The sequence below is a fragment of the Streptomyces sp. NPDC018263 genome (assembly GCF_055562575.1).
Genome location: NZ_JBVHFA010000003.1, coordinates 620,712 through 644,678, shown reverse-complemented (window position 1 = coordinate 644,678; position 23,967 = coordinate 620,712). Strand labels below are relative to the sequence as shown.

At 71.3% G+C, this 23,967-nt stretch carries 27 protein-coding genes and 4 tRNA genes; 26 read left to right on the top strand and 5 right to left on the bottom strand.

Annotated features, from left to right (window positions below):
* The first annotated feature begins 39 nt into the window (after positions 1 to 39).
* From ACZ3HQ_RS12155 to ACZ3HQ_RS12060, 20 genes are all read left to right on the top strand, one after another.
* Entirely contained in the window at positions 40 to 393 is a 354-nt protein-coding gene (locus ACZ3HQ_RS12155; protein ID WP_467509876.1) for a hypothetical protein, read from the top strand.
* Between the two features lie 12 nt (positions 394 to 405).
* The gene (locus tag ACZ3HQ_RS12150) at positions 406 to 693 is read left to right on the top strand and encodes a hypothetical protein (RefSeq protein ID WP_467509874.1); all 288 of its coding nucleotides are present in this window, start codon (positions 406 to 408) and stop codon (positions 691 to 693) included.
* Positions 694 to 699: 6 nt separating this feature from the next.
* Positions 700 to 1,284, top strand: coding sequence for a phage gp6-like head-tail connector protein (locus ACZ3HQ_RS12145; protein ID WP_467509872.1), 585 nt, complete (start codon positions 700 to 702; stop codon positions 1,282 to 1,284).
* 13 nt (positions 1,285 to 1,297) lie between these two features.
* Positions 1,298 to 1,747 (top strand): hypothetical protein, encoded by a 450-nt coding sequence (locus ACZ3HQ_RS12140; RefSeq protein WP_467509870.1) that lies wholly within the window; start codon positions 1,298 to 1,300, stop codon positions 1,745 to 1,747.
* Positions 1,747 to 2,001 carry a hypothetical protein gene (locus tag ACZ3HQ_RS12135; RefSeq protein WP_467509868.1) on the top strand — a complete coding sequence of 85 codons (255 nt, stop codon included), beginning with the start codon at positions 1,747 to 1,749 and terminating at the stop codon, positions 1,999 to 2,001. The genes ACZ3HQ_RS12140 and ACZ3HQ_RS12135 overlap by 1 nt, the downstream gene beginning before the upstream one ends.
* A 1-nt stretch (position 2,002) precedes the next feature.
* Positions 2,003 to 2,740, top strand: coding sequence for a hypothetical protein (locus ACZ3HQ_RS12130; RefSeq protein WP_467509866.1), 738 nt, complete (start codon positions 2,003 to 2,005; stop codon positions 2,738 to 2,740).
* A gap of 69 nt (positions 2,741 to 2,809) precedes the next feature.
* Positions 2,810 to 3,220 carry a phage tail protein gene (locus ACZ3HQ_RS12125; RefSeq protein ID WP_467509864.1) on the top strand — a complete coding sequence of 137 codons (411 nt, stop codon included), beginning with the start codon at positions 2,810 to 2,812 and terminating at the stop codon, positions 3,218 to 3,220.
* Positions 3,220 to 3,729, top strand: coding sequence for a hypothetical protein (locus tag ACZ3HQ_RS12120; RefSeq protein WP_467509862.1), 510 nt, complete (start codon positions 3,220 to 3,222; stop codon positions 3,727 to 3,729). The genes ACZ3HQ_RS12125 and ACZ3HQ_RS12120 overlap by 1 nt, the downstream gene beginning before the upstream one ends.
* Before the next feature lie 8 nt (positions 3,730 to 3,737).
* On the top strand, positions 3,738 to 4,148 hold the full coding sequence (locus ACZ3HQ_RS12115) for a hypothetical protein (protein ID WP_467509860.1): 411 nt from the start codon (positions 3,738 to 3,740) through the stop codon (positions 4,146 to 4,148).
* Between the two features lie 182 nt (positions 4,149 to 4,330).
* Positions 4,331 to 7,402, top strand: a complete 3,072-nt coding sequence (locus ACZ3HQ_RS12110) for a phage tail tape measure protein (RefSeq protein WP_467509858.1) — start codon at positions 4,331 to 4,333, stop codon at positions 7,400 to 7,402.
* Positions 7,403 to 7,415: 13 nt separating this feature from the next.
* A complete protein-coding gene (locus ACZ3HQ_RS12105) occupies positions 7,416 to 11,186 on the top strand; it encodes a hypothetical protein (RefSeq protein ID WP_467509856.1) in 3,771 nt (1,256 codons plus the stop codon).
* 9 nt (positions 11,187 to 11,195) lie between these two features.
* Entirely contained in the window at positions 11,196 to 11,606 is a 411-nt protein-coding gene (locus ACZ3HQ_RS12100; RefSeq protein WP_467509854.1) for a hypothetical protein, read from the top strand.
* Positions 11,607 to 11,670: 64 nt separating this feature from the next.
* Positions 11,671 to 12,519: a peptidoglycan-binding protein gene (locus ACZ3HQ_RS12095; RefSeq protein WP_467509852.1), complete on the top strand. Its 849-nt coding sequence runs from the start codon at positions 11,671 to 11,673 to the stop codon at positions 12,517 to 12,519.
* A gap of 20 nt (positions 12,520 to 12,539) precedes the next feature.
* Positions 12,540 to 12,770: a hypothetical protein gene (locus ACZ3HQ_RS12090; RefSeq protein WP_467509850.1), complete on the top strand. Its 231-nt coding sequence runs from the start codon at positions 12,540 to 12,542 to the stop codon at positions 12,768 to 12,770.
* Positions 12,771 to 12,772: 2 nt separating this feature from the next.
* Positions 12,773 to 12,955: a hypothetical protein gene (locus tag ACZ3HQ_RS12085; protein ID WP_467509848.1), complete on the top strand. Its 183-nt coding sequence runs from the start codon at positions 12,773 to 12,775 to the stop codon at positions 12,953 to 12,955.
* Positions 12,956 to 12,984: 29 nt separating this feature from the next.
* Positions 12,985 to 13,386 (top strand): hypothetical protein, encoded by a 402-nt coding sequence (locus ACZ3HQ_RS12080; RefSeq protein ID WP_467509846.1) that lies wholly within the window; start codon positions 12,985 to 12,987, stop codon positions 13,384 to 13,386.
* Positions 13,383 to 13,658, top strand: coding sequence for a hypothetical protein (locus tag ACZ3HQ_RS12075; protein WP_467509844.1), 276 nt, complete (start codon positions 13,383 to 13,385; stop codon positions 13,656 to 13,658). The genes ACZ3HQ_RS12080 and ACZ3HQ_RS12075 overlap by 4 nt, the downstream gene beginning before the upstream one ends.
* Before the next feature lie 133 nt (positions 13,659 to 13,791).
* Positions 13,792 to 15,042: a helix-turn-helix domain-containing protein gene (locus tag ACZ3HQ_RS12070; RefSeq protein WP_467509842.1), complete on the top strand. Its 1,251-nt coding sequence runs from the start codon at positions 13,792 to 13,794 to the stop codon at positions 15,040 to 15,042.
* 91 nt (positions 15,043 to 15,133) lie between these two features.
* Positions 15,134 to 15,487 (top strand): hypothetical protein, encoded by a 354-nt coding sequence (locus ACZ3HQ_RS12065; RefSeq protein WP_467509840.1) that lies wholly within the window; start codon positions 15,134 to 15,136, stop codon positions 15,485 to 15,487.
* Positions 15,487 to 15,642, top strand: coding sequence for a hypothetical protein (locus ACZ3HQ_RS12060; RefSeq protein ID WP_467509838.1), 156 nt, complete (start codon positions 15,487 to 15,489; stop codon positions 15,640 to 15,642). Before ACZ3HQ_RS12065 ends, ACZ3HQ_RS12060 begins: the two co-directional genes overlap by 1 nt.
* Positions 15,643 to 15,740: 98 nt before the next feature.
* Here ACZ3HQ_RS12060 and ACZ3HQ_RS12055 read toward each other — a convergent pair whose 3' ends face one another.
* The 5 genes from ACZ3HQ_RS12055 to ACZ3HQ_RS12035 all read right to left on the bottom strand — a co-directional run bounded on the left by ACZ3HQ_RS12055 (position 15,741) and on the right by ACZ3HQ_RS12035 (position 20,882).
* Positions 15,741 to 15,968, bottom strand: a complete 228-nt coding sequence (locus ACZ3HQ_RS12055; RefSeq protein ID WP_467509836.1) for a helix-turn-helix domain-containing protein — start codon at positions 15,966 to 15,968, stop codon at positions 15,741 to 15,743.
* 312 nt (positions 15,969 to 16,280) lie between these two features.
* A tRNA-Lys gene (locus tag ACZ3HQ_RS12050) sits at positions 16,281 to 16,353 on the bottom strand.
* 77 nt (positions 16,354 to 16,430) lie between these two features.
* Positions 16,431 to 17,912, bottom strand: coding sequence for an amino acid permease (locus ACZ3HQ_RS12045; protein WP_467509834.1), 1,482 nt, complete (start codon positions 17,910 to 17,912; stop codon positions 16,431 to 16,433).
* A 119-nt stretch (positions 17,913 to 18,031) separates the two neighbouring features.
* Positions 18,032 to 20,179, bottom strand: coding sequence for a DEAD/DEAH box helicase (locus ACZ3HQ_RS12040; protein ID WP_467509832.1), 2,148 nt, complete (start codon positions 20,177 to 20,179; stop codon positions 18,032 to 18,034).
* A 226-nt stretch (positions 20,180 to 20,405) separates the two neighbouring features.
* A complete protein-coding gene (locus ACZ3HQ_RS12035) occupies positions 20,406 to 20,882 on the bottom strand; it encodes a hypothetical protein (protein ID WP_467509830.1) in 477 nt (158 codons plus the stop codon).
* Between the two features lie 148 nt (positions 20,883 to 21,030).
* Between ACZ3HQ_RS12035 and ACZ3HQ_RS12030 the strand changes: the two genes are divergently transcribed.
* The 6 genes from ACZ3HQ_RS12030 to ACZ3HQ_RS12005 all read left to right on the top strand — a co-directional run bounded on the left by ACZ3HQ_RS12030 (position 21,031) and on the right by ACZ3HQ_RS12005 (position 23,963).
* Positions 21,031 to 21,381, top strand: coding sequence for a metallopeptidase family protein (locus ACZ3HQ_RS12030; protein ID WP_467509828.1), 351 nt, complete (start codon positions 21,031 to 21,033; stop codon positions 21,379 to 21,381).
* Between the two features lie 46 nt (positions 21,382 to 21,427).
* Entirely contained in the window at positions 21,428 to 22,897 is a 1,470-nt protein-coding gene (locus ACZ3HQ_RS12025; RefSeq protein WP_467509826.1) for a metallophosphoesterase family protein, read from the top strand.
* Between the two features lie 113 nt (positions 22,898 to 23,010).
* Positions 23,011 to 23,086: transfer RNA gene (locus tag ACZ3HQ_RS12020), tRNA-Glu, on the top strand.
* Positions 23,087 to 23,303: 217 nt separating this feature from the next.
* Positions 23,304 to 23,378, top strand: a tRNA-Asp gene (locus tag ACZ3HQ_RS12015).
* Positions 23,379 to 23,402: 24 nt separating this feature from the next.
* Positions 23,403 to 23,476, top strand: a tRNA-Phe gene (locus ACZ3HQ_RS12010).
* A 148-nt stretch (positions 23,477 to 23,624) separates the two neighbouring features.
* Positions 23,625 to 23,963 (top strand): hypothetical protein, encoded by a 339-nt coding sequence (locus tag ACZ3HQ_RS12005; protein WP_467509824.1) that lies wholly within the window; start codon positions 23,625 to 23,627, stop codon positions 23,961 to 23,963.
* Positions 23,964 to 23,967: the final 4 nt, after the last annotated feature.

The window sequence follows — 23,967 nt, the reverse complement described above, 5'->3', positions numbered from 1 at the left end:
TCGGGGCCCCCGCCGCTCAGCACCCCGGAGGGATGAGCCATGGGGCTCAGGAACGTCATGGCCGACGCCGCGCTGCCCTCGGCGGCGCGCGCGGCCGGCACCTACACCAGCGGCCCCATCGCCGCGGCGGGCGCGGCGGCCGATGTGCTGCTGACCGTGCACTGCACCGCCGCGACCGGGACCACGCCCACGCTGGACGCCTCGCTGGAGGAGTCCGCCGACGGCACCACCTGGACGGCGGTGCCCGGCAGCGGGATCGCCCAACTGACTGGCGCGGGCAACCGCGTCGCCTACGCGGCCGTGAGCAAGAGCTACGTCCGCGTCACGTCCACCGTCGCTGGCACCACGCCGAGCGTCACGTACCGGGCGGCCGTCTGGGTCCGCCCCGAGTAGGAGGAGCACGTCATGGCACGAGACGAGAACATGATCGCCGCGCTGAAGCGGGAGCGCGCCACGTACGTCGCGGCGGGCGACCAGGACCGTGTGGACCAGGTGGACGCCTCGCTGCGGCACTACGGCTACGACCCGGACCCGCGCGAGGAGGACGGCCCGCAGGGGCGCACGGCCGTGCCGCCGCAGCAGACCGCCGACCAGGGCGGCCAGGTACAGGAGCCCGGGGGTCAGAGCGCGGCGAAGAAGCCGGCCGCGAAGAAGACGACCGCGCCGCCGTCCACCGTCTCGCCTGCGCAGTGATGCCGGGTGGCGACGTACGGCACTCTCGCCGCGCTGCGCGGGCGGTTCGGCTTCGAGCCCTCGGACACCAGCCGGGACGAGGACCTGACCAGCGCCCTCACGGCAGCGTCGCGATACATCGAGCGCAACACCGGCCGCCGCTTCTGGCTGGACGGCACCGCCGTGTCCCGTACGGTCCGCACGGCCGGCCGGGTGGTGTGCAGGCCCGACGGCGACCTGCTCCTGGTCGAGGACATCGGCGACGACGCCGGCATGGTCGTGGAGGCCGGGGCGCCCGGCTCCTGGGTGCAGATGCACGACTGGGAGACCCACCCCGACAACGCGCTGGCCGACGGCCGCCCGATCACTGGCCTGCTGCGGTCCGGGATGTGGGGCACGGTCCGGGTCCGGATCACCGCCCGCTGGGGCTGGCCGGAGGTCCCGGCGGACATCACCGAGGCGACCCTCATCCAGGCCCAGCGCCTGTACAAGCGCAAGGACTCCCCCGAGGGGATCATCGGCTCGGCTGAGTGGGGCGTGCGCAACCTCAGCCGCCGGGACCCGGACGTGTGGGCGCTGATCGAGCCGTTCATCCTGCCGGGCTTCGGCTGAGAGGAGCAGGCACATGCAGATCTCCGCTGTGCGCGATGCGCTCGCCGCCGCCGCCCAGGCGGTCGTCCTCCCCGACGGCATGGCCAAGCTGACCTGCACCGGCTACGTACCGGACTCCATCAGCGCCCCGCACTTCTTCGTCGCCGAGTACGAGCAGGAATACGACAAGGCCATGGGGCGTGGGCTGGACGAACTCACCTTCACCTGCCGGGTGCTGGTGTCTCGCTCCGACGACCGGCCCTCCCAGCGCCTCCTGGACAGCATGCTGTCCGGCTCCGGCCCGGCCTCGCTGAAGCAGGTCATCGAGGTGGCGCGCGGGGCGCCCGGCGAGTACGCGCTCGGCGGCCTGGCCCACGACCTGCACGTGATGCGCGTGCAGGGCTACCGCTGGTACGAGCACGCCGGCGCGACCTACGTCGGCGCCGAGCTGTCCATCAAGGTCATCGGAGAGGGGAGCAGTTGATGAGGATTCGCATGCTGGTCGCCATGCCCGAGGGGGCGGCACGCAACGGCGAACCCTGGCCCGCCCAGGGCGAGATCGCTGACGTGCCGACGGCCGACGGCGCCCACTTTGTCGCCTCCGGCATCGCCGAGGAAGTGGGCGACGAGGAGGAGCCGGAGCCCGAGCCGGACCCGGAGCACGCGACACCGGTGGCCGAGGTGCCGGAGCCGCGCGCCCGGCGCCGCAGGAGCGCCGGGCCGGACAGGGAGGGGTGACGTGGGCAAGACGATCCTGACCAACGTCAGAACGTTCGCGGTCGGTGTGGACCTGACCAGCCAGAGCAACAAGGTCGAACTGTCCTCGGAGGTCGAGGACAAGGACGCCACCAACTACGCCAGCCAGGGGTGGAAGGAGGTCCTCGGCGGGCTGGCCTCCGCCGAGATCTCCGCCGAGGGCCAGTGGGAGGCGGGCGACCCGACCCGCGTCGATGACGCGTCCTGGGCCACGCTCGGCGGTGTCGGCCCCTGGTCGGTCAGCGCCAACAACGGCGCCGCCGTCGGCGACCTGGCCTACTTCACGTCTGCGCTGCGCTCGGACTACAAGCTGGGCGACGAGGTCGGCGAGATCGCCCCCTGGTCGGGCACCGCCAAGTCCGCCTGGCCGCTGGTGCGCGGGCAGTTCGCTCACCCGCCGGGCGTCGCCCGCACCGCGACCGGCACGGGCACCGGCCTCCAGCTCGGGGCCGTCGCCGCCAACCGCCGCCTGCACGCCGCGCTGCACATCCTGTCCGCGTCCGGCACGACACCGAGCCTGACCGCCCGGGTCGAGTCCAGCCCGGACAACGCCTTCGCCGCGCCCACCACCCGGCTGACGTTCAATGCGGCGTCTGCTCCGGGCGGGCAGATCCTGCGCACCGCCGGCGCGGCCGTCACCGACTCCTGGTGGCGGATCGCCTGGACGATCTCCGGGACCACGCCCAGCTTCCTGTTCGTCGCCACGCTCGGCATCCAGTAACCGCCGCACCCTGCTCGTCTCCGCCCGGCCCGTACCAGGGCCGTCACCACGCCCTGGAAGGGGAACCCCATGCCCAAGATGGTGCTTCTCGCGCAGTACCTGTCCATCAACGGAACCCCGCTGGGCAGCTACACCAAGAAGGCCGAAGTCAGCGTGGAGGTCGAGGACAAGGACGTCACGACCTTCGCCTCCGCCGGGTGGAAGGAGGTCCTCGGTGGTCTCAAGTCCGGCGAGCTGGCCTGCGACTTCCTCCAGGACTTCGCCGCCTCCCAGCTCGACTCGATCATGTGGCCGCTCCTCGGCCAGGTCGTCCCGTTCGAGGTGCGCCCCGACCAGGGGGTCGCCAGCCCCACCAACCCCAAGTTCACCGGGAACATCCTCATCAAGGGCTGGAACCCCATCGAGGGCAGCGTGGGTGACGAGGCCACCGTCGGCCTGACCTTCCCTACCTCCGGCGTCGTGACTCGCGCCACCGCCTGATGGTGGACGGGCCGCCGTTCCAGCTCGGCGTCGAAACCCACGAGGGACTCGCCGCGCTGGTCGCCGCGATCCGCCGCGAGGCCGACGGCAAGCAGTTGCGCAAGGAGCTCGCGCGGAACCTGCGCGACGTCCTCAAGCCCGCAGCCGCCGACGCCAAGAGCGGCATCATGGCGATGTCGTCGGCCGGCCTGCCCACCGCGCCCGCCCTGCGCTCCTCCATCGCCCGCCGTATCCGCCCCGAGGTGAAGCTCGGCGGCCGCTGGTCCGGCGCTCGCGTCAAGGCGTTCAAGACGAAGAACGTCCGCGGCTTCCCCAACGCGCCCAAGCGCACGAACCGGGCGGGCGGCTGGCGGCACCCGGTGTGGGGCAACCGCGAGGTCTGGATCGAGCAGCACGGAAAGAGCGACTGGTTCGACCACGCCTTCGCCGGACGCGAGGGCCACTACAAGGCCGCTGTCGAGGCGGCCATGGAGAACATGGCCCGGCGCATCGCCGACCGGGCCGGATAGGGAGAACGATGTACCTGGTCTACAGCCCGGAGGGCTCCGAGGAGCCGCAGCGCTGGCGCTACAACCCGCGCAAGATCATGTCGGCTGAGCGGGAGTCCATCGAGCGCCGTACGAGCCGGACCTGGTCGGAGTTCACCAAGGACGTCGTCCAGGGCAGCAGCCTGTGCCGGCGGGCGCTGCTGTTCACCTTCCTCAAGCGCGAGCACCCCGGCGTGAAGTGGGACGACGTCGACTTCGCCTGGGACGAGCTGAAGCTGGAGTACACCAAGGCCGAGCTGATCCAGATGCGCGAGGGCATCGCCGAGAACTTCACCGGCGACGAGCGCGCGGCCGTCCTGGACAAGCTGGAGGCGGAGATCGCCGATGCGTACGACGACCCGGAGGACGAGGGAAAAGCCCTGCCGCCGATCGCCGACTGAGCCGCCTCGGCGACGCGGCCCACCTCCTCGGCATGCACCCCCGCGACTGGGACTCCTGCACCGCCGAGGAGACCGACCTGCTACTCGACTGGCTGGACGCCTACGAGGACGCCCAGCGCAAGGCCAGAGACAGAATCGACCGGGGCTAGCCGACGCCCCCCGTAAACAGGGGGGTGGGCGGCGTGAGCGATACCTCGCTCGTCTTCAACCTGGTGGCCCGCGACCGCACCGGGCAGACGCTGGACCAGGTGAAGGAGCGGTTCTCCAGCGCGGCCGCCGGGATCTCCGCCGGTGTCGGCGCCGCACTCGGCGCCGGCATCGTCCAGTCCTTCAGCGTCCAGGAGGCTCAGTCCAAGCTGGCCGCCCAGCTCGGTCTGACCGAGGCCGAGTCCGGCCGGATCGGCAAGCTGGCCGGCCAGCTCTACGCCCACGCGTACGGCGACTCGATGGAGCAGGTCAACAGCGCGGTCGGCTCGGTGATGTCCTCCATCCGGGGCATGTCGAGCGCCTCCAGCGCCGACCTGCAGACGGCGACGCAGGCCGCGCTGAACTTCGCCAAGACCTTCGACATCGAGGTCGACCGGGCGGTGCAGAGCGCGGGGACCCTCATCAACTCCGGGCTGGCGAAGAACTCGCAGCAGGCATTCGACCTGATCACGGCCGCCTCGCAGAAGGTGCCCGCGCAACTGCGCGAGGACGTCCTGGACGCGTCCGACGAGTACTCCCAGTTCTTCAACACCCTGGGCTACTCCGGCGAGCAGGCGTTCTCCATGCTGGTCGACGCCAGCAAGAAGGGCATGTTCGGCATCGACAAGGCCGGAGACGCGATCAAGGAATTCACGATCCGCTCCACCGACATGTCGACCTCGTCGCAGGCCGCCTACAAGGCGGTCGGGCTGGACGCCCGCACCATGTCGAACGACATCCTGGCCGGCGGCTCGCGGGCACAGGGCGCCACCCAGAAGATCATCAGCGGGCTGCTGGGCATCAAGGACCCCAGCACACAGGCCCAGGCCGCCATCGCCTTGTTCGGGACCCCGTTGGAGGACCTGAACGTCAAGGACATCCCCGCCTTCCTCAGCTCGCTCAAGGGCGCGTCCGGCAGCATGGACGGCTTCGGCGGCGCGGCCAAGCGCAGCGGGGACACCCTGCGCAACAACGGCGCCACCGCGCTGGAGGAGTTCAAGCGCAAGGCGTTGTCCGTCACGACCGAAGTGGGCGGCAAGTTCGTCCAGTTCGCCATGGACAACGAGGCCGTGTTCACCCCGCTGCTCTACACACTGACCGGGCTGGCCGCCACCGTGATGGTGGTGCGCGGGGCCATGGCCGCCTACGCCGCCGTGTCCGCCATCGTGAGCGGGGCGCACGCTCTGATGACCGCCTCCACCTGGGGTGTCATCGGCGGCTGGATCCGCATGAACGCCGTCGGCCTGATGGCGTACGCGCGGATCGCTGGCAGCGCGGTCGTCTCGGCGGCCACCACCGCAGGCGCCTGGACCGGTTCCGCGCTCGCCGCGATGGGCACCTGGATTCTCTCCGTTCTGAGGGCCGCCACTGTGGCCGTCGCCCAGTACGCGCTGATGGCGTTGCGCGCCGGTTTGTGGGCCGCCATCACCGCGGCCGCTTGGACCGGCACGGCGCTGCTTTCGATCGGCACGTGGATCCTGGGCATCCTGCGGGCGGGCGCGGTCGCCGCCGTCCAGTTCACGATGATGGCGCTGCGCGCGGTGGCGTGGGCCGCGATCATGGCCGCCCAGTGGCTGATCGCCATGGGCCCGATCGGCTGGGTCATCGCCATCGTGATCCTGCTGGTCGTCCTGATCATCGCCAAGTGGGACCTGATCAAGAAGTACACGCTGATCGCCTGGAACTGGGTGTGGGGCAAGGTCAAGGCCGCCGTCGCGGGTGTGCTCGCCGCGGTCGCCTGGCTGGGACGGCTGCCCGGCATGGTCGCCGGGTTCTTCTCCCGGATGGCGTCGGCGGCCATCGCGCGGGCCCTGGCGCTGGTGGCCTGGGTGCGCGGACTGCCAGGCCGGATCAACGCCGGGATCGCAGGCATGAACTCCCTGCTCGTGTCCAAGGGCCGGAACGTCGTCCAGGGTCTCTGGAACGGCATCTCCGGCATGGGGGGTTGGCTGCGTGGCCGGATCATGGGCTGGGCCCGGTCCGTCATCCCCGGACCGATCGCCAAGGCCCTCGGGATCGCGTCGCCCTCCAAGGTGACGACGGCTCAGGGCCGGTGGATCGCGCGCGGTCTGATCGACGGTCTGACGGGGTCCTCGAAGCAGATCCGGGCCGCGTCCACCAAAGTCGCGGACATCGTGGCCGACTCGATGCGGCGCGGCGCCAAGAAGACGCGGGCCCTCAACACCATCCACACCGGGACGAGCAAGCTGCTGGCCCTGGCCAACCGCGAGACCGCCGTGGCGAACAGGCTGAAGGCGACGAACAAGAGCCTGGCCGACATGATCAAGCAGCGGGACAAGCTCGCCGGGGACGTCAAGAAGGGCGTCCTCGACTCCGCGAACATCACGCAGAACACGGGCGACGGTCCGGTCACCGGCAGCACCATCCTGGCCAACCTCCAGGACAAGGTCGCCCGCGCCCAGGAGTTCGCCCGCAACCTGCAGTCGCTGCAGAAGAAGGGCGTCAACAAGGACCTCATCGCGCAGATCGCCCAGGCCGGGGTCGAGCAGGGGTCCTCCGCGGCCACCGCCCTGGCCCTCGCGGACAAGCGGACCATCTCGCAGATCAACGCCACCCAGGGCAAGCTCGTCACCGCCGCCGGGCAGGCCGGCAACGTCGCCGGGAACGCGATGTACGGGGCGGGGATCCAGGCAGCCCAGGGCATCGTGCGCGGCCTGCAGAAGGAGCAGGCCGCCATCGAGAAGCAGATGCTGACCATCGCGCGCGGCATGCAGAAGGCCATCAGGAAGGCACTCGGCATCAAGAGCCCGTCCCGGCTGATGGCGGACACCGTCGGCCGGTTCATCCCGCCCGGCATCGTGCGGGGCATGGCCCAGACCACGCCCCAGCTCGACGCCGCGATGAGCGAGCTGGTCAAGCCGGACCAGAACGCGGCCGCCCGGCCGCTCACCGCCACGGGGATGGCCCCGCAGATGGGCGCCCAGAGCGGCGGCCTGGTCCGCGTCCGGATCGACTTCACCGGCGCGGACGGCGAGATGAAGCGGATGTTCCGCCGGATGGTCCGGGTCGACGGCCGGGGCCGCGTGCAGATCCTCACCGACAACTAGAAGGGGGCCGGTCGTGGCGTTCCCGCAGACCCCGCTGGACACCCGTATCGACCTGCAGATCGGCGGCGTGTGGACGGACATCACCCCGGACGTCTACACCGCGAACGGGATCACGATCGAGCGGGGCCGCCCGGACGAGGCACCGCGCACCGATCCCGGCACCTGCCGGATGGAGCTGAACAACCGCTCGGGGAAGTACAGCCCGCGCAACCCGCGTTCCCCGCTGTACGGGCTCATCGGGCGCAACACCCCGCTGCGGGTCAGTGTCCCTGGTCCCACCTCGTACCTGGACCTGGACGGCACCGCGTCCAACAACGCCTCCACACCCAGCGCCGCCCCGCTCAACCTGACCGGCGACCTCGACGTGCGCTGGGAGGGGGAAGCCGACTGGAACTCCGCAGGCGCGCAGATGCTCATCGGCAAGTGGGGGGCGGCCGGGAACCGGTCCTACCACCTGCGCCTGCAGACCGGTCAACTGTGGATGCACTTCTCGACCGACGGCACCACCGGCTTCTCCGCAGGCAGGGTCCTGCCGGCGCTGCCCCCGCACGCGGCGGTCCGGGGAACCGTCGACGTCGACAACGGCGCCGGCAGCATCACCATCCGCCTGTACACCGCCGCGTCCCTGGCCGGCCCCTGGACCGAGATCGGCGCCTACACGATCGGCACGCCCAGCACCGTGTTCGTCAGCACGGCGCCGCTCACCATCGCGCCGCAGCAGCTCGACCTCGCCACACCGGTCCGGCAGCCCGTGGTGGGCCGCTGCTACCGGGCCGAGGTCCGCAACGGCATCGACGGCCCCGTGGTCGCGTCGCCCGACTTCACCGCGCAGACGCCCGGCACCTCCGGCTTCACCGACAGCGCCGGCCGCGCCTGGACCGTGAACGGGACCGCGGTGATCTCCAACCGGCGGGTCCGCTTCACCGGCGAGGTGTCGAGCTGGCCGCCGCGCTGGGACGTCTCCGGCAAGGACGTCCGGGTGCCCATCGAGGCGTCCGGGGTGCTGCGCCGCTACGGCCAGGGCGCCAAACCCCTGCAGTCCACGCTGCGCCGCCGTGTGCCCTCCGGGGCCCCGCTCGTGTACTGGCCGATGGAGGATGGCGCCTCCTCCAGCCAGGCGGCCTCGGGCATCAGCGGCGGGCTGTCCCTGCGCGTTGCGGGGCTGACCTTCGGAGGCGACGACTACCCGCCCGGCTCCAGCCCGCTGCCCTCACTGGGATCCTCGGCGTCCGTGGACGGCCGGGTGACCGGCGCCAAGCCGGGCGGCTGGCACGTGGAGATGGTGTACCGGCTGCCGACGCTGCCGGCCTCCGAGCAGACCATGCTCACCCTGAACCTCGCACCGAGCAGCGGAGGTGTCACCCAGGTCCTGTGCCGGGTCTCTGCCAACGGAGTCCGGGTGCAGTGCCTGGACGGGGACGGCAACGTGGTCGCCCAGTTCCTTGGCACCGACGTACCGGCCACGGCCGCATTCGCCGGCGTGTGGAACCGGCTGCAGATCTTCTCCTCGACCTCCGGATCCACGAGCAACGTCACCATCGGCTGGCGGGACGTCATCACCAACCTCTGGCGCTACTGCTACACCAGCTACACGGGCACGCCCGGCACCCTCACCGGCATCCGGAACACGTGGGCCGCCGCCTTCCAGGGCATGGCCATCGGGCACCTGGCAGCCTGGGACACCGGCGGCACGGGGCCGACCGCCGCCAGCGTCTCGACCGTCGACCGCGCCGACGACGGGTTCCTTGCCGAGACCGCCGGCAACCGCATGATCCGCCTCTCCGGCGAAGAGGGCATCCCCGTCGCCGTCTACGGCCAGCTCAACACCGAGGAACCCCTCGGCTCGCAGCGACCGGACACCATGCTGAACCTGCTGGAAGAGGCCGCCGACGTCGACGGCGGGATCCTCTACGAGCGCCGCGACCGGCTCGGGCTCGTCTACCGCGACCGCGCGTCCATGTACAACCAGACCCCTGCGCTGGTCCTGGACTACACCGCGCCGGGCCACGTCGCCCCGCCGCTGGAGCCCCTGGACGACGACCAGGCCGTCCGCAACGACATCACCGTCACCCGCGAGGGAGGGTCGTCCGCACGCGTCACCCTGGACACCGGCACCCTGTCGACACAGGCCCCGCCAGGCGGGGTCGGCGTGTACGACGAGGCGGTCACGCTCAACCTGTACAACGACGAGCAGACCACGCAGCAGGCCGGGTGGCGGCTGCGGCTGCGCACCGTGGACGAGGCCCGCTACCCGGTCGTCAACATCGACCTGGCCGCCGCCCCGTCCCTGGCCGACAAGCTCACCGCGCTCGACTCCGGCGACCGCATCCGGATCCTCAACCCCCCGCCGTGGCTGCCGCCCGGCCCGATCGACCTCATCATGCAGGGATACGCCGAGACCATCGGGCATCCCAACCACTGGAACCTCTCCCTCAACTGCGCGCCGGCCAGCCCGTGGACCGTCGCCGAGACCACCCTGGTCGAGGACTTCGAGGACACCGCCTACGACATCCCCCTCACCGCCGGCGGCAACCAGCCCTGGGCTCGCAGCCAGGCCCACTACCAGAACGGGACCTGGTCGCTGCGCTCCGGCACGATCGGCAACAACCAGACCTCCGACGCCACCGCCACCGTGCCGCCCGGCGCGACCGTCTGCTCGTTCTGGTACTGGGTCAGCAGCGAACCCTCCGGGCCCGGCTTCGAGGGCGACCGGCTCCTGGCCCTGGTCGACGGCGTCCAGGCGCTGCGCGCGCAGGGCACCGTCGGCTGGACGTACGCCACCATCGACGTGACCGGCGCCAGCGCCGTGACCTTCCGCTACGCCAAGGACAACTCCGGTGCGGTCGGCGAGGACTGCGCACACATCGATGACCTCGCCTTCCACCGGGCACCGACCCGCGTGGACACCGACGGCTCCAGCCTCGCTACGGCCGTCACGGCCAGCGCCACCGCCCTGACCGTCGCCACCACCAGCGGCCTGCCCTGGATCACCTCCGCCGCCTATCCCGCCGACTTCCCGTTCGAGGTCGAGGTGGGCGGCGAGCGGATGCGGGTCACCGCCATCGCGCCCGCCGTCACCGACTCCTTCGGGCGCACGGCGAGCAATGGATGGGGGGCGGCCGACTCGGGCGAGGCGTGGGCAGCGGTAGGCGGCAGCGCCGGCGACTTCAGCGTCTCCTCGGGTGTGGGCCGGATCTCGCAGACCAACATCAACACGAACAGGTTCTGCCTCATCCCGGCGCCGGCGGCTGACGTGGACCTGGTGGTGAGCGTGTCGACCAGCGCACTCGCGGCAGGCGGCCCGCAGTACGTGGGCCTGGTCGCCCGATACGTGGACGCGAACAACCACTACTACGCACGGCTCGCGTTCGGCGCCGACCAGAGCATCAGGCTGGTGCTGCAGAAGCGGGCCACCACGCAGACCGACCTCGCGTCGGCAACGCTCGGGATCACCCACATCGCCAACACCTTGTACCGCGTGAGGTTCCAGGTACAGGGCTCTGCCCTGCGGGCGCGAGCGTGGCGGGCGTCGGACCCGGAGCCGGCCAGCACGTGGCATGTGATCGCCACGGACACCGCGCTGACGGCCGCCGGGTCCATCGGGGCCCGGTCGATCCTCGACTCCGCCAACACCAACTCGCTGCCCGTCACTGCCAGTTACGACGACTTCGCGCTGCTCAACCTGCAGAAGTTCACCGTCACCCGGTCGACCAACGGGATCGCCAAGGCGCAGGCGGCGGGCACTGGTCTGCGCCTCGCCCACTCACCGTACGTCGCGCTCTAGGAGGACCAGATGACCCTGTGGCAGCCCGGCATGGTGCTCACCGCCAGCCGCCTCCAGGACGCCACGCCCTGGATTCCTCTGACAGCGGTCGGGACGTACCAGAACGGGTCATCCGACGGCGCGGTGCAGCCGATGGTCCGTGACGTGTACGTCCGCGATGAGGTGGTCAGAGAGTTCCGGGGGATCGTCACCCTCAGCGGCGTCACAACGGCCAGCTACACGTTCTTCACCTTCCTCCCCGCCTACCAGCAGTCCTACGAACGGAACTGGGGCGGTGCAGGCATCGGGCAGAACGGGGCGTTCCGCGTCTACCTCAGCACCGCTGGCAACTGGGGTCTCACCGGGCAAGCCGGGGCCGTGTCTTCGATCCGGCTGGACGGCTTCGACATCAAGTCCGCCACCGGCCCCCTTCCAGCCTGACCACCCCCACACCACCACGCCCCGCGCCGTCCGGCCGGGGCGTTCTCTATGCCCTGGAGGCGACATGCCTGACCTCTGGATGCCGGGCGCGGCCCGGCACTCGGTCGGCAACACCGGCGCGATGAACGGCGGCCCGGCCCGCGCGGTCTGGCACATCACGTCCAACGCAACGGACTGGACGTTCAAGAACGAGCTGGGCTGGTTCACCGGTGGCGGCCGCGAGGTCGCACCCCACCTGCTGTGGGACCCGTTCACCGGCGAGATAGCGCAGTTCTTCCCGGCCGACTCCCGCAGCCTGTCCCTCCAGAACGCGGGGACCGTACGCACCAACCGCACCGGGAAGTACTGCGTGCAGATCGAGACCGTGTTCACCGCCGGGGAGACCGTGGGCGGCAAGCGGTACGCGACCGTACGCGACACCCCGTGCAAGAACCTCGACAAGATCATGGCCTGGCTGCGCTCCCTCGGCATCCCCGACGTCTGGCCGGGAGGCGCCCCCACCGGCTTCGCCCGCGACACCGTGTCCCTCTCCACCTGGCTGGCCGCGCCCGGCCACTTCGGGCACAACCAGGTACCCGGCAACAGCCACGTCGACCCCGGGCCGATGCCCAACCTCACCGCGATCGGCAAGACGGAGACCACGAAGCCGCCCACCGCGCCGAAGTACGAGCCGTTCCCCGGCGCCAGCTTCTTCCACGCTGGCCGCCGCTCGCCGGTCATCGCCGCCATGCACAAGCGGCTCGTCGCCGAGGGCTGCAACAAGTACCAGTCCAGCGCCAACGCCGATGTGTGGGGCTCGGGCGACGAGCGCTCGTACGCGGCCTGGCAGCGGAAGCTCGGCTACGCCGGCGCCGACGCCGACGGCACCCCCGGCCCCACCTCGTGGGTCAAGCTCCACGTCCCCAACGTCTGAGCCTCTGGGAGGACACCAGCATGAGCGAGTCCCGCCTGTTCACCCTCGAACGCGACGTCGACATCAGCGGCATCTCCGGCACCGGCACCGTCGCGGACGGCGTCGTCTGGCCGGACGGCAGCGTCTCGATCCGCTGGCGCGGCGAGCGCCCCAGCACCGTGGCCTGGGAATCCCTGGACCACGCCGAACACGTCCACGGCCACCAGGGGAGCACCCGCTTCGTCTGGGCCGACGGCCCCAAGGAGTCCTGACCATGCGCATCTCCAGCATCGCCAAGGCCATCGTCTCCGGCCTCGCCGCCGGGGCCGCCGCCGCCGGCACCGCCGTTCAGGACGGCGTGCTCGACACCGGGGAGGGCGTCACCATCGCCCTCGCGGTCCTCGCCGCGCTCGGCATCACCTGGGCCGTACCCAACCGGTCGAAGCCGGGCGCCTGATGTGGGGCGCGACGGCGCGACGGTGGACGGTGTCCCGCCGCCGCGCCTTCCTCACCGTCGTCGGCACCGGCTGGGCCCTGTACGGCGGGCTCGGCATCATCGGCCAGCCCCGCTACGGCACCGCCCGCGGCCTCGCCGACATCACCCGCTACGTGCCCCTGGACGTACTCGGCTGGGTGTGGGTCGCCTGCGGTGCCGTCGCCGCCGTCGCCGGACTCCTTGCCGGATGCCCCCGCGTCCAGGCCCTCGGCTACGCGGCGCTCGCCGTACCCGCCGGGCTGTGGGCCGGGGCGTTCGCGGCGGCCGCGGCCACCACCTACCCGGCCGCCGTCGGCAGCGCCTGCGGCTGGGGGTCCTTCACCATCGGCGTGGTACTCGTCTCCGGCATGGACGACCCGCTGCCGCCGTACCTGAGAAAGGCGGGCCGATGATGGACATCGGCGCACTCGCCGGCGGTGCGGTCGCGCTCGTCGTCGGCGTGCTCGGCTGGACGCAGTCCCGCGCCACGAACCGGCGCTCCGACTTCCAGGCGATCACCGACCGGCTGGACGCCGAGGTGAAGGAAGAGCGCACCCAGCGCAAGCTCCTCACCCGCGCCTACCTGGACCTGTGGGGATGGGCACGGAAGGTCGGCCCCGACACCCCGGCCGGCCCGGCACCCGACCCGCCCGTCGACCTCGACCTGACACCCTGGAAGCTATAACCGCGGCCCCGCTCTCTTCGGAGGGCGGGGCCGTTTCGTCATATCCGGGGAACGCTGGACCAACGGCGCCCACGAAAATGGTCTCGCCCCATACCCTGGCAGTGACGAGCTGTTCAGAGATTGGGGCGAGACCGTGCCATCTGATGCTACCCCGGACCCGTACACCGACCCGTTGGTCTTCGGCCAACGACTCCAGATCCTCCGAACCCGGCGCGGCCTCACGCGCGAGCAGCTCGGCGGCCTCGCCGGCCGATCCGGGTCATGGGTGAAGGGTGTGGAGACGGGCCGCCTGAAGACGCCGAAGCTGGAGATCGTGCTGAGGCTCGCCGAGATCCTCCGCGTCCGTGACCTGTCCGACCTCACCGGCGATCAGTCGGTGCACGTCGACCTGTTCACCGGCCCTGGCCACGCCCGCCTGCCTGAAGTGAAGGCCGCCGTCGATGCGTTCCCGCTCGGCTCCGTCCATCAGGCGCCCCCGACCGCGCACCTCCGGGCCCGACTTGCGCGTGCCTGGTCCGCCCGGCACTCGGCGCCGAATCACCGTGATGTCGTGGGCGCATTGCTGCCCGACCTGATCCGGGACGCGCAGGATGCGGTGCGGCAGTCGGACACCACGGCCGACCGGCGGGCGGCACACGCGATCCTCGCCGAGGTCTACTCCCTGTCGCAGTTCTTCGTGGCCTACCAGCCGGATGTCGCCCTGCTGTGGCGCGTCGCCGAGCGCGGCCTGATCGCCGCTCAGGAGTCCGAGGACCCGCACGCCATCGGCGTCGCCGCCTGGCTTGCCGCGCAGGCCCACCGCGATAGCGGGCCCGCGCACTTCGACGCCGCCGACGAGGTCACCCGCCAGACCCTCACCTATCTCGCCCCGTTGCTGCCCGACGCCCGGCAGGACGTGCTTGCCATCACGGGCGCGCTCACCTTCGAGGCCGGGTACACGGCAGCCCGCCGCGGCGAGACGGGCACCGCCTGGCGGTACTGGGACGAGGCCCGCGACATGGCGGCCCGACTGCCCCGCGACTACTACCACCCGATCACATCCTTCTCGCAGGCCATCATGGGCGCGCACGCGGTGACGATCGCCGTGGAACTGCACCAGGGCGGGGAGTCCGTACGGCAGGCTGCTGCTGCGGACGCCGTGGTGATCCCGTCCCGGCCGCGCCGGGCCCGACACCGGATCGAGGAAGCCCGCGGCTACCAGCTCGATGGCCAGCCCGATGTCGCGTTGGCCACGCTGGCGCAGGCGCACCAGGCCGCACCCGAGACGATCCGGTACAACGGCTACGCCAAGAGCATCGTGCTGGAAGAAGCTGAGGCGAAGAGTCCGGAGCGGAGGCGGCGGGCGTCCGATCTGGCCGTGAAGCTGGGCCTGCTGGCCGCCTGAGCAAGGGGCACAAACTGTGCCCCTGACCGCCACGCACCGCTCCTACGGTCACGAGCGTGAAACGGATCACTGTGAACCGGGGGGCGTAGCCATGCTGCATGACACCGCGAGTCCGCCCGCGCCGGACGTCCTGGCGCTCTTGGGGCTCCCCGACCTTGCCGCCCTCACCCCCGACCAGGTCGCCGGGCGAGCCTGCGTGTGGGGCGGCGGGCGGCTCCAGCTCGGCACCGCCGTCGACCTCGGCGAGCGCCAGCACGACGGCGTGCACGTCTTCCCGCAGGCGTGCGGGCCGTGCGCCGCCGAGCGGGCGTACCTCGCGCTCGGCACGCACTCCGTCGACTGCGGGCCCTGCCACGACCGGGAGCGCTGGGAGGACTGCCCCGTCGGCGGCGGCCTCCACCGGCTGCGCGTCGACGCGCTCCGGTTGGAGAGGGGGACCTGCTGATGCTGTGCCAGCGCTGCGGGCGACCCATCAAGGGCGAGCCCGAGGTAGTCCCCATCGAGACCGGCAGCGGCGTCGCCTCCGTCACCATCTGCCCGGTCCCCTGCACGCTGCCGACCGACCGACGGCGCACGCCGACCCGGCCGCGCAGCTACTGACCCCCGGTCTGGTCGACCGGGCGCGGGACACCCACGGCGTACGGGGGGGGTGGACCGCACAGGCTGCCGCCGGAGCTGGGACCGGCCGGCGGCAGCCACTACTCCATGAAGCCCTGGATGCCGACGACGTCCAGCACCCGAATCAGCGTGTTGATGGTCATGTTCCGGCGGCCCTGTTCGATCTCCACCCAGGACGGCCGGTCCAGGCCGATCCGGTTCGCGGCCTCTTCCTGGGTCAGGCCGACTGCCTTACGGGCGTCCCTGATTCGCTCACCGATCTCCCGGCGGCGGGTCAGTACCCAGTCGGGCGGTGGCTCCTTTGGCACCCGACCACGCTGAACGGATCATGAAAGAATGTCTGTAGGGTACAACCTACATTCCTCGCAAAGCCCTGAGCTGCGCACATGCGTTCGGGCATTCACAGCAGGTGCTCACGAGCTGCCGACGCGCTGGAGCTAGGACTCTGGAGAGGGCGCCGAGGCAGAGCAGGGCGGCCATCACCGTGGATGGCCGCCCGCTCTCATGAGTTCACCCTCGCCAGACCCTCTCGGGCCAGCAGCGGGCCAGCACGTGATCAAGAAACCTGGATGAAACGGAAGGAGCCCCAGTTCAACGGTCGTTGAACTGGGGCTTTTCTGTAGGCCCTGTGGGACTCGAACCCACAACCAATGGATTAAAAGTCCACTGCTCTGCCAATTGAGCTAAGGGCCCGGGGCGGTGTTGCCTGTCCGAGCATAGCTGGCGGTGGCCGTGTCTCCGATCGGGTATCGGGGACACGGCCGCGTCGGTCAGTCGCGGAGGAACCAGTGGCGGGCCGAGGCGAGCCACCAGGTGGCGGCGAAGCCCAGGACGACCAGGACCGCGATCGGGGCGTAGTTGAAGGTCTCCCAGGTGACCGGGGAGACCTGGGGGAGCATGAAGAGGACCGTGATCAGGACGACCCAGCCCACCGAGACCACGCCGATCGGGAGCGACCAGCGGCCCAGATGCCACGGCCCCCGCTGGAAGGCGGCGCCCTTGCGGACGCGCAGCAGGGTGGGGATGACGTAGGCGATGTAGAGCCCGATCACCGCGATGGACGTCACGGCCGCGTACGCCGTGGAGTTGATGAGGTACGGCAGGCCGAGGACGAGCGCGCCCAGGGCGGCCAGCCAGACCGCCGCGACCGGGGTCCGGGTGCGCGGGCTGACCGTGTGCCAGACGCGGGAGAAGGGCAGCGCGCCGTCCCGCGAGAAGGCGTAGATCATGCGGCTGTTGGCCGTCACCGAGGCCATCCCGCAGAAGAGCTGGGCGCCGATCACCACGAGCAGGAGCAGCTTGCCGGTGGTGGCGCCGAGCGCGTCGAGGAGGATCTGCGCCGGGGGCGCGCCGGTCGGGGAGTTCAGGGCGCCGTCGTAGGACTGGATGGCGAAGGTGAAGCCCAGCAGCAGGACGAAGCCCGCGATCCAGGAGGTCCAGATGGAACGGACGATGCCCTTCGGGCCGGCGGTCGCCGCGTCGTGGGTCTCCTCGGTCATGTGGGCGGAGGCGTCGTAGCCGGTGAAGGTGTACTGCGCCATGAGGAGGCCGAGCAGCACGACGTAGAAACCGCTGCCCCAGCCCGTCCCGTTGACGAAGTGGGTGAACACGAAGGACGCCGACTGGTGGTGGTCGGGCAGGAAGGCGAGCGCGCCGACGATGACCGCGACACCCCCCACGTGCCACCACACGCTCACGCTGTTCAGCAGGGCGACGATCCGCACCCCGAAGGTGTTCAGCAGGCCGTGCAGCAGCAGGATCGCGGCGAAGAGCAGGACGGTACGGCCGGGCGTCACCCGGAAGCCGAACTGGAGGTTCAGCCAGGCCCCGAGGAAGGACGCGGCGCCGAAGTCGATGCCCGCCGTCACGGCCACCTGGCCGAGCACGTTGAACCACCCCGTGAACCACGCCCAGGCCGCCGCGGAGCGCGGGGGCGCGAGCCGGTGCGCCCAGAAGTACAGGCCGGCCGAGGTCGGGTAGGCGGAGCAGATCTCGGCCATCGACAGGCCGACGAACAGCGTCATCAGGCCGACGGCCACCCAGCCCCAGGTGATCACGGCGGGGCCGCCGGTCACCATGCCGAAGAGGTAGAGGGTGAGGCAGCCGGACAGCACCGAGATGATCGTGAAGGAGACGGCGTAGTTGGAGAACGCCGACATCCGGCGGGCCAGGACCTGGGTGTAACCGAGCTGGGCGAGCCGCTCCTCGTCGGACAGGGCCGACTCGGCGTTCGCTTGCGTGTCGTCTGTCATGACCCCAGCAATTCCCTGGGCACCGGCGTGACATGCGCCACGCGGCGGCCGAAAAGCGCCGGGGAACGCGAAGGGCCCGTACGGAGATCCGTACGGGCCCTTCCTCAGTTCACTGCGGGTCAGCCGTTGCGCTTCCAGCGGGGCTTGTCGTCACGACGGCCGAAGGAGGCGCCGCCGCCGGTGCCGCGGTGGTCGTCACGGCGGCCCTGGGGACGCTCGTGGCCGCCGGCACGGAAGCCCGGACGGTCGTCGCGGCGCTCACGGTTGAACGGACGGTCGCTGCCCCGGTGACCGGCACGGTCGTCGCGGCGGAAGCCGCCACGGTCGTCACGGCGCTCGAAGCCACGGCCACCACGGTCGTCACGACGCTCGAAACCCCGGTCGCCCCGGTCCTGGTTGAACGGGCGGCGCTCGTCACGGCGCTCGCCGCCACGGTCGTCGCGACGCTCGAAGGAGCGGCCACCACGGTCGTCACGGCGCTCGAAGCCACGGCCACCGCGGTCATCGCGGCGCTCGAAACCCCGGTCGCCCCGGTCCTGGTTGAACGGACGGCGCTCGCCACCGCGGTCGTCACGGCGGAAGCCACCACGGTCGTCACGACGCTCGAAGGAACGGCCGCCACGGTCGTCACGGCGCTCGAAGCCACGGCCACCGCGGTCATCGCGGCGCTCGAAACCCCGGTCGCCCCGGTCGCCGAAGGAACGGCGGCCCGCCGGGCGCTCGTCGCGCTCGGTCTCGCGCGGGGCCGGACGCTCCGCCTCGGCGGTCGCCTCGGCCACGGCCTGCTCGGCGGTCGCCTGCGCCTCGGCCACGGCGGCCTCCGGGTCCTCGCCGCGCTCGCGGGCGACCCGCGCCACCAGGCGGTCGGCCTCCTCGCGCAGCTCGCCGGCGCGGCGCTGGGCACGCTCCAGCTCCTTGACCAGACCGGCGACCTCGCGCTCGGCCTGCTGCGCGGCGTTACCCGCGGACTCGGCCTGCACCTCGGTCATGGACCGGGCGCCGGTGATCTCGGCGACCTCGGGCTCGAAGGCGCCGGCCCCCTGGATGATGTGGCGCGCGGCGTCGACGCCCGCGTCCTCCATCAGCCGGAAGATCTGGCGGCGCTGGTGCGGCAGGGACAGCGAGACGACCGTGCCGGAGCGGCCCGCGCGGGCGGTACGGCCGGAGCGGTGCAGGTAGTCCTTGTGGTCGCCCGCCGGGTCGACGTTGAGCACCAGGTCGATGCCGTCGACGTGGATGCCGCGCGCGGCGACGTCGGTGGCGACGAGCGCGTTGACGTAGCCGTCCTTGAAGTCGGCCAGCGTCCGGGTGCGCGCGCCCTGGGTCATGCCGCCGTGCAGCGCGTCGGCCTTCACGCCGGACTCGCGGAGCTGCTCGGCGATGCGGTCGGCACCGAGCTGGGTGCGGACGAAGATGATCGTGCGGCCCTTGCGGGAGGCGATCGCGGCGGTGACCGGCGCCTTGTCCTTGGGCTTCACGATCAGGATGTGGTGCGACATGGTCGTGACGTTGCCCTGGGCGCTGTCGACCTCGTGCGTGACCGGGTCGTTCAGGTAGCGCTTGACCAGCGTGGAGATCTCGTTCTCCATGGTCGCGGAGAACAGCATGCGCTGGCCGCCGGCCGGGACCTGGTCGAGCAGCTCGGTGACCTCGGGCAGGAAGCCCAGGTCGGACATCTGGTCGGCCTCGTCGAGGACCGCGATCTGGACGTCCTCCAGCGAGCAGGCGCCGCGGTTGATGATGTCGCGCAGACGGCCCGGGGTGGCGACGAGGACGTCGACGCCGCGCTCGAGGGCGTAGATCTGGTTGCCCATCGAGGTGCCGCCGCAGACGACCTTCATCTTCAGGCCGAGGACGTCGCCGTAGGGCTGGAGGGCGTCGGCGACCTGCATCGCCAGCTCGCGGGTCGGCGTCAGGATGACGGCGCGCGGACGCTTCTTCTCGGTGCGGCCGCCGGCCAGCGTGGCCAGGGTGGGCAGACCGAAGGAGAGGGTCTTGCCGGAGCCGGTGCGGCCACGGCCGAGGATGTCCTTGCCGGCCAGGGCGTCCGGGATGGTCGCGGCCTGGATCGGGAAGGGGGTGGTGACACCGTTCTGGGCGAGCTTGCGCACGATGCCCTCGGGGAGACCGAGGTCGGCGAAGGTCAGCTCGGGGGTGGTGTCGGTGGTGTCGTCGGCCTCGACGACAGCGGTGACCTCGTTCGTCTCGTCGACGGGGGTGTCCCCGTCCTCGGGCGCGACGAACTGGTCAGTACTGGAAACGGACATGCGAATGCGAAACCTTCCGGAGTCTCTCGGCACGCGCCCGTCAACTCCGTGATTCGCACAACACAACCGCCTCAATGCGGTCCGTCACGGCAAAGGAGAGTACGCGCCACACGGCGCGCTCTGCGATGGCGCCGGGCAAATGGGATCAAACGATCTACCACCATACGCACCCCCCACCCCTGAAGGCAAACCGGCTCGTCAGCCCCCTTCCGACGCCCCCACCGGCTCATTGCGGGGCGGGGTCCTCGTGGGCCGAGGACGACGGCTCGGCCGACGGCGGCTCGGTGTCCGGGGGCGGCGGGGTCGAGGCGGGCGGCTCCGGCGGCGCGGAGGTCACCGGGGGCGGGGTCGGCTCGCCCGTCGGCACCGGCTCGCCGGGCCGCACCGTCTGCCCGGGCTTGGACGGCGCCGCCGAAACCTTCTTGCCGGGCTCCCGCTCGTCCGCCGAGGCGGAGGCCGACTCCCCGTGCCGCTTCCTCTTGTGGCCGTGCCCGTGCTTGCCGTCGCCCCCGTCCTCGTCGTCCGCCTCGACCCCGCCGCCTCCGGACACCGGCCCGCCCCCGGAGTCGGCGCCCTCTCTCTGGGCGGCGGAGTGCGGGGTGCGGCGGGGGCCCGCGTCGTCACCGACGTGCACACAGCCGGAGGCGGCGGCCACGGTCAGCACCGCGACGACCAGACGGACGGGTACGTACAAGCGGCGCACGACGGCCACCTCCGACAGCGGGGAATCGGGAACGCCCTGCCCAACTCCCGCCGCCCGCGCAAGGACACGCCACCGTCCCGGCCGGCCGGAGCACGGCGGACCGCGCGTACACGGCCCGCGCCGGGCGCGCTTGGCCGACAATGGCCCTGTGCTGGAGATGACACGCGACAGGTTCGAAGAGCTGGTGAGCGAGGCCCTGGACCGGATCCCGCCGGAACTCACGCGGGTCATGGACAACGTGGCCGTCTTCGTGGAGGACGAGCCCTCCCCCGACGACCCCGAACTGCTCGGCCTCTACGAGGGCACCCCGCTCACCGAGCGCGGCGAGTGGTACGCCGGGGTCCTCCCCGACCGCATCAGCGTCTACATGGGCCCCACCCTGCGGTACTGCGGGACCGCCGAGGAGGTGGTCCACGAGGTGGCCGTCACCGTCGTCCACGAGGTCGCCCACCACTTCGGCATCGAGGACGCCCGTCTGCACGAACTCGGCTGGGGCTGAGCCGCCGCCCCGCATATCCGGGCGTTCGTAGGGGCATACGGCCCCAATGCCCCAAGTCTCCGCCGCTCCCGTGCCGGACCCGCCCCGGACCCGGAAGTGGTGGCGTCTGCCGCGCCGGCCGGGCAGCGGCCGGTGGCCGCGGGCGTTGGGCCTGACGGGTGTCGTGCTCGTCGGGGCCTGGCTGGGCCTGCTGATCGTGGGCAACGTCCGGACCACGGTCGGCCCGATGGACACCACCATGGCCCTGCGGCCCTCGCTCAGCGGCGGCACCAAGGTCAACATCTCCCCGCTCGGCGCGCTGACCCTGGACAGCCATGTCGCGCCCGTCCGGCTGGACGTCGACGTGGACCAGCTCGACCCGGCCCGCGCCCAGGCGCTGGTCGACCATCCCGAGCGGCTGTCCGGGCTCCAGGACGAGGTGACCCGTGACGTCGAGCGCGGCACGCTCGATCTCGCGCTGCGCTCGTGCGTGGCCGTCGTCACCGGCGCGACCGCGCTCGGCCTCGCCGTCTACCGCCGTCCCCGCCCCGCGCTCGCGGCCGGCGGTCTCGCCCTCGCGCTGCTCGCGGCCTCCGGGGTCTCGGCGTGGGCCACCTGGAACCCCAAGTCCGTACTGGAGCCCAAGTTCTCCGGCCTGCTCTCCTCGGCGCCGTCCGTGGTGGGCAACGCCCGCAGCATCGTCACCGACTTCGACGTCTACCAGCAGGAACTGGCCCGCCTGGTGACCAACGTGACCAAGCTGTACGACGTCGCCTCCACGCTCCCCGCCTACCAGCCCGACCCCTCCACGATCCGGGTGCTGCACGTCTCCGACATCCACCTCAACCCGGCCGCGTGGAAGATCATCGGCTCGCTGGTGGACCAGTACAAGGTGGATGTGATCGTCGACTCCGGCGACACCATGGACCACGGCAGCTCGGCGGAGAACGGCTTCCTCGACCCGGTGAAGGACCTGGGCGTGCCGTACGTCTGGGTGCGGGGCAATCACGACTCACGGGCCACCCAGCGCTATCTGGAGGGCATCAAGAACGCGCACGTCCTGGACGAGGGCGAGGCGGAGACCATCGCCGGGGTGCGCTTCGCGGGGACCGGCGACCCCCAGTTCACCCCCGACCGCTCCCAGGCGACCGGCGGGGACGCTGCGGAGCGGCTGGCGGGCGCCCGGCTCGCCTCGGCGCTGCGGGACCAGAAGGCCAAGGGCACCCCGGTCGACATCGCGGTGGCGCACGAGCCGGTGGCCGCCGCCGAGACCGACGGCACGGTGCCGCTGGTGCTCTGCGGGCATCTGCACACCCAGGGCACCAAGGTCCTCCCGCTGGGCACCCGGCTGCGCCGCGAGGGCTCGACCGGGGGCAGCGGACTGCGCGCGGTGGAGGGCCAGTACCCGGCGCCGATCGAGGCGTCGGTGCTCTATCTGGACCGGGACACCCGCCGGCTCCAGGCATGGGACGCGATCAAGCTTGGCGGGCTCGGGCGGACCACGGCCGAGGTCAGCCGGCATCTGGTGCAGCGCTGAATCCCCGGCCCGGCCCCCTCACCACGGCGAAGGGTTTTGCCCATACCGCTCGCGATCCCCTATGCTGCACACGTCCCCGACGCGCCGCGATGCGGCGCCCAGGCGGGCCGATAGCCCTCATCGTCTAGCGGCCTAGGACGCCGCCCTTTCAAGGCGGTAGCACGGGTTCGAATCCCGTTGGGGGCACCACAGCGGACTTGTCATGAAGGCCCGCCCTGATCCAGGGCGGGCCTTCGTGTTTCCCCACGTCGGGGCCCTGCCCGCCCCGGAACAGCGCGGTACGGAGCACCGCCGGTGCTCTGATACGCTTCTCCAGCGACGTCAGCCCGACAGATGCACACCTCACCCCGGTGGGAAACGCGTTGGGAAGGCCCGCAACCTTGTGCGACACTGTCGTACAGCGCCTGGTCCTGTGGAGCAGTTTGGAGTGCTCGCCACCCTGTCAAGGTGGAGGCCGCGGGTTCAAATCCCGTCAGGACCGCTGAGGTTTCACGTGAAACCTCGTGGCTGGGTAGCTCAGTTGGTACGAGCGATCGCCTGAAAAGCGATAGGTCGCCGGTTCGACCCCGGCCCCAGCCACAACCGCCCGATACGGGCCGAACCCCCTTCAGTCTCTGGAGGGGGTTCTTGCGTTTCCGGGCCCTGGGGAGCGCGGTTGCAGGTGGGTGGGGCGGTACTAGAGTGAAAAAGCATCCATTCGTGGAGAAATCACTCTAGGGGGCGTTCCATGCCCGCCACGAACAGAAAGCGGACGGCTGCCCTGTGTTCGGTCTTCATGGCCGCCGGTGTCGTCCTCGCTCCGATCGGCTTCCAGCAGACAGCCTCGGCGGCGCCCGCCCAGTCTCATGTCAGTGCGACGGCCAAGGCGCCCACCTCGCAAGGGGACTACCAGCGCGGGTTCCGCGACGGCTTCAAGTCCGGGTACCGCGACGGCCGCCACTGCCACCACGACGGCGACCACCGCAAGGGGAAGGGCCTGTCGCTGAAGGACCCGCACCGCGACTACCAGCGGGGATTCAAGAACGGCTACAAGTCGGGCTTCCGGCTCGGCATCAACTCCTGCTGACCTC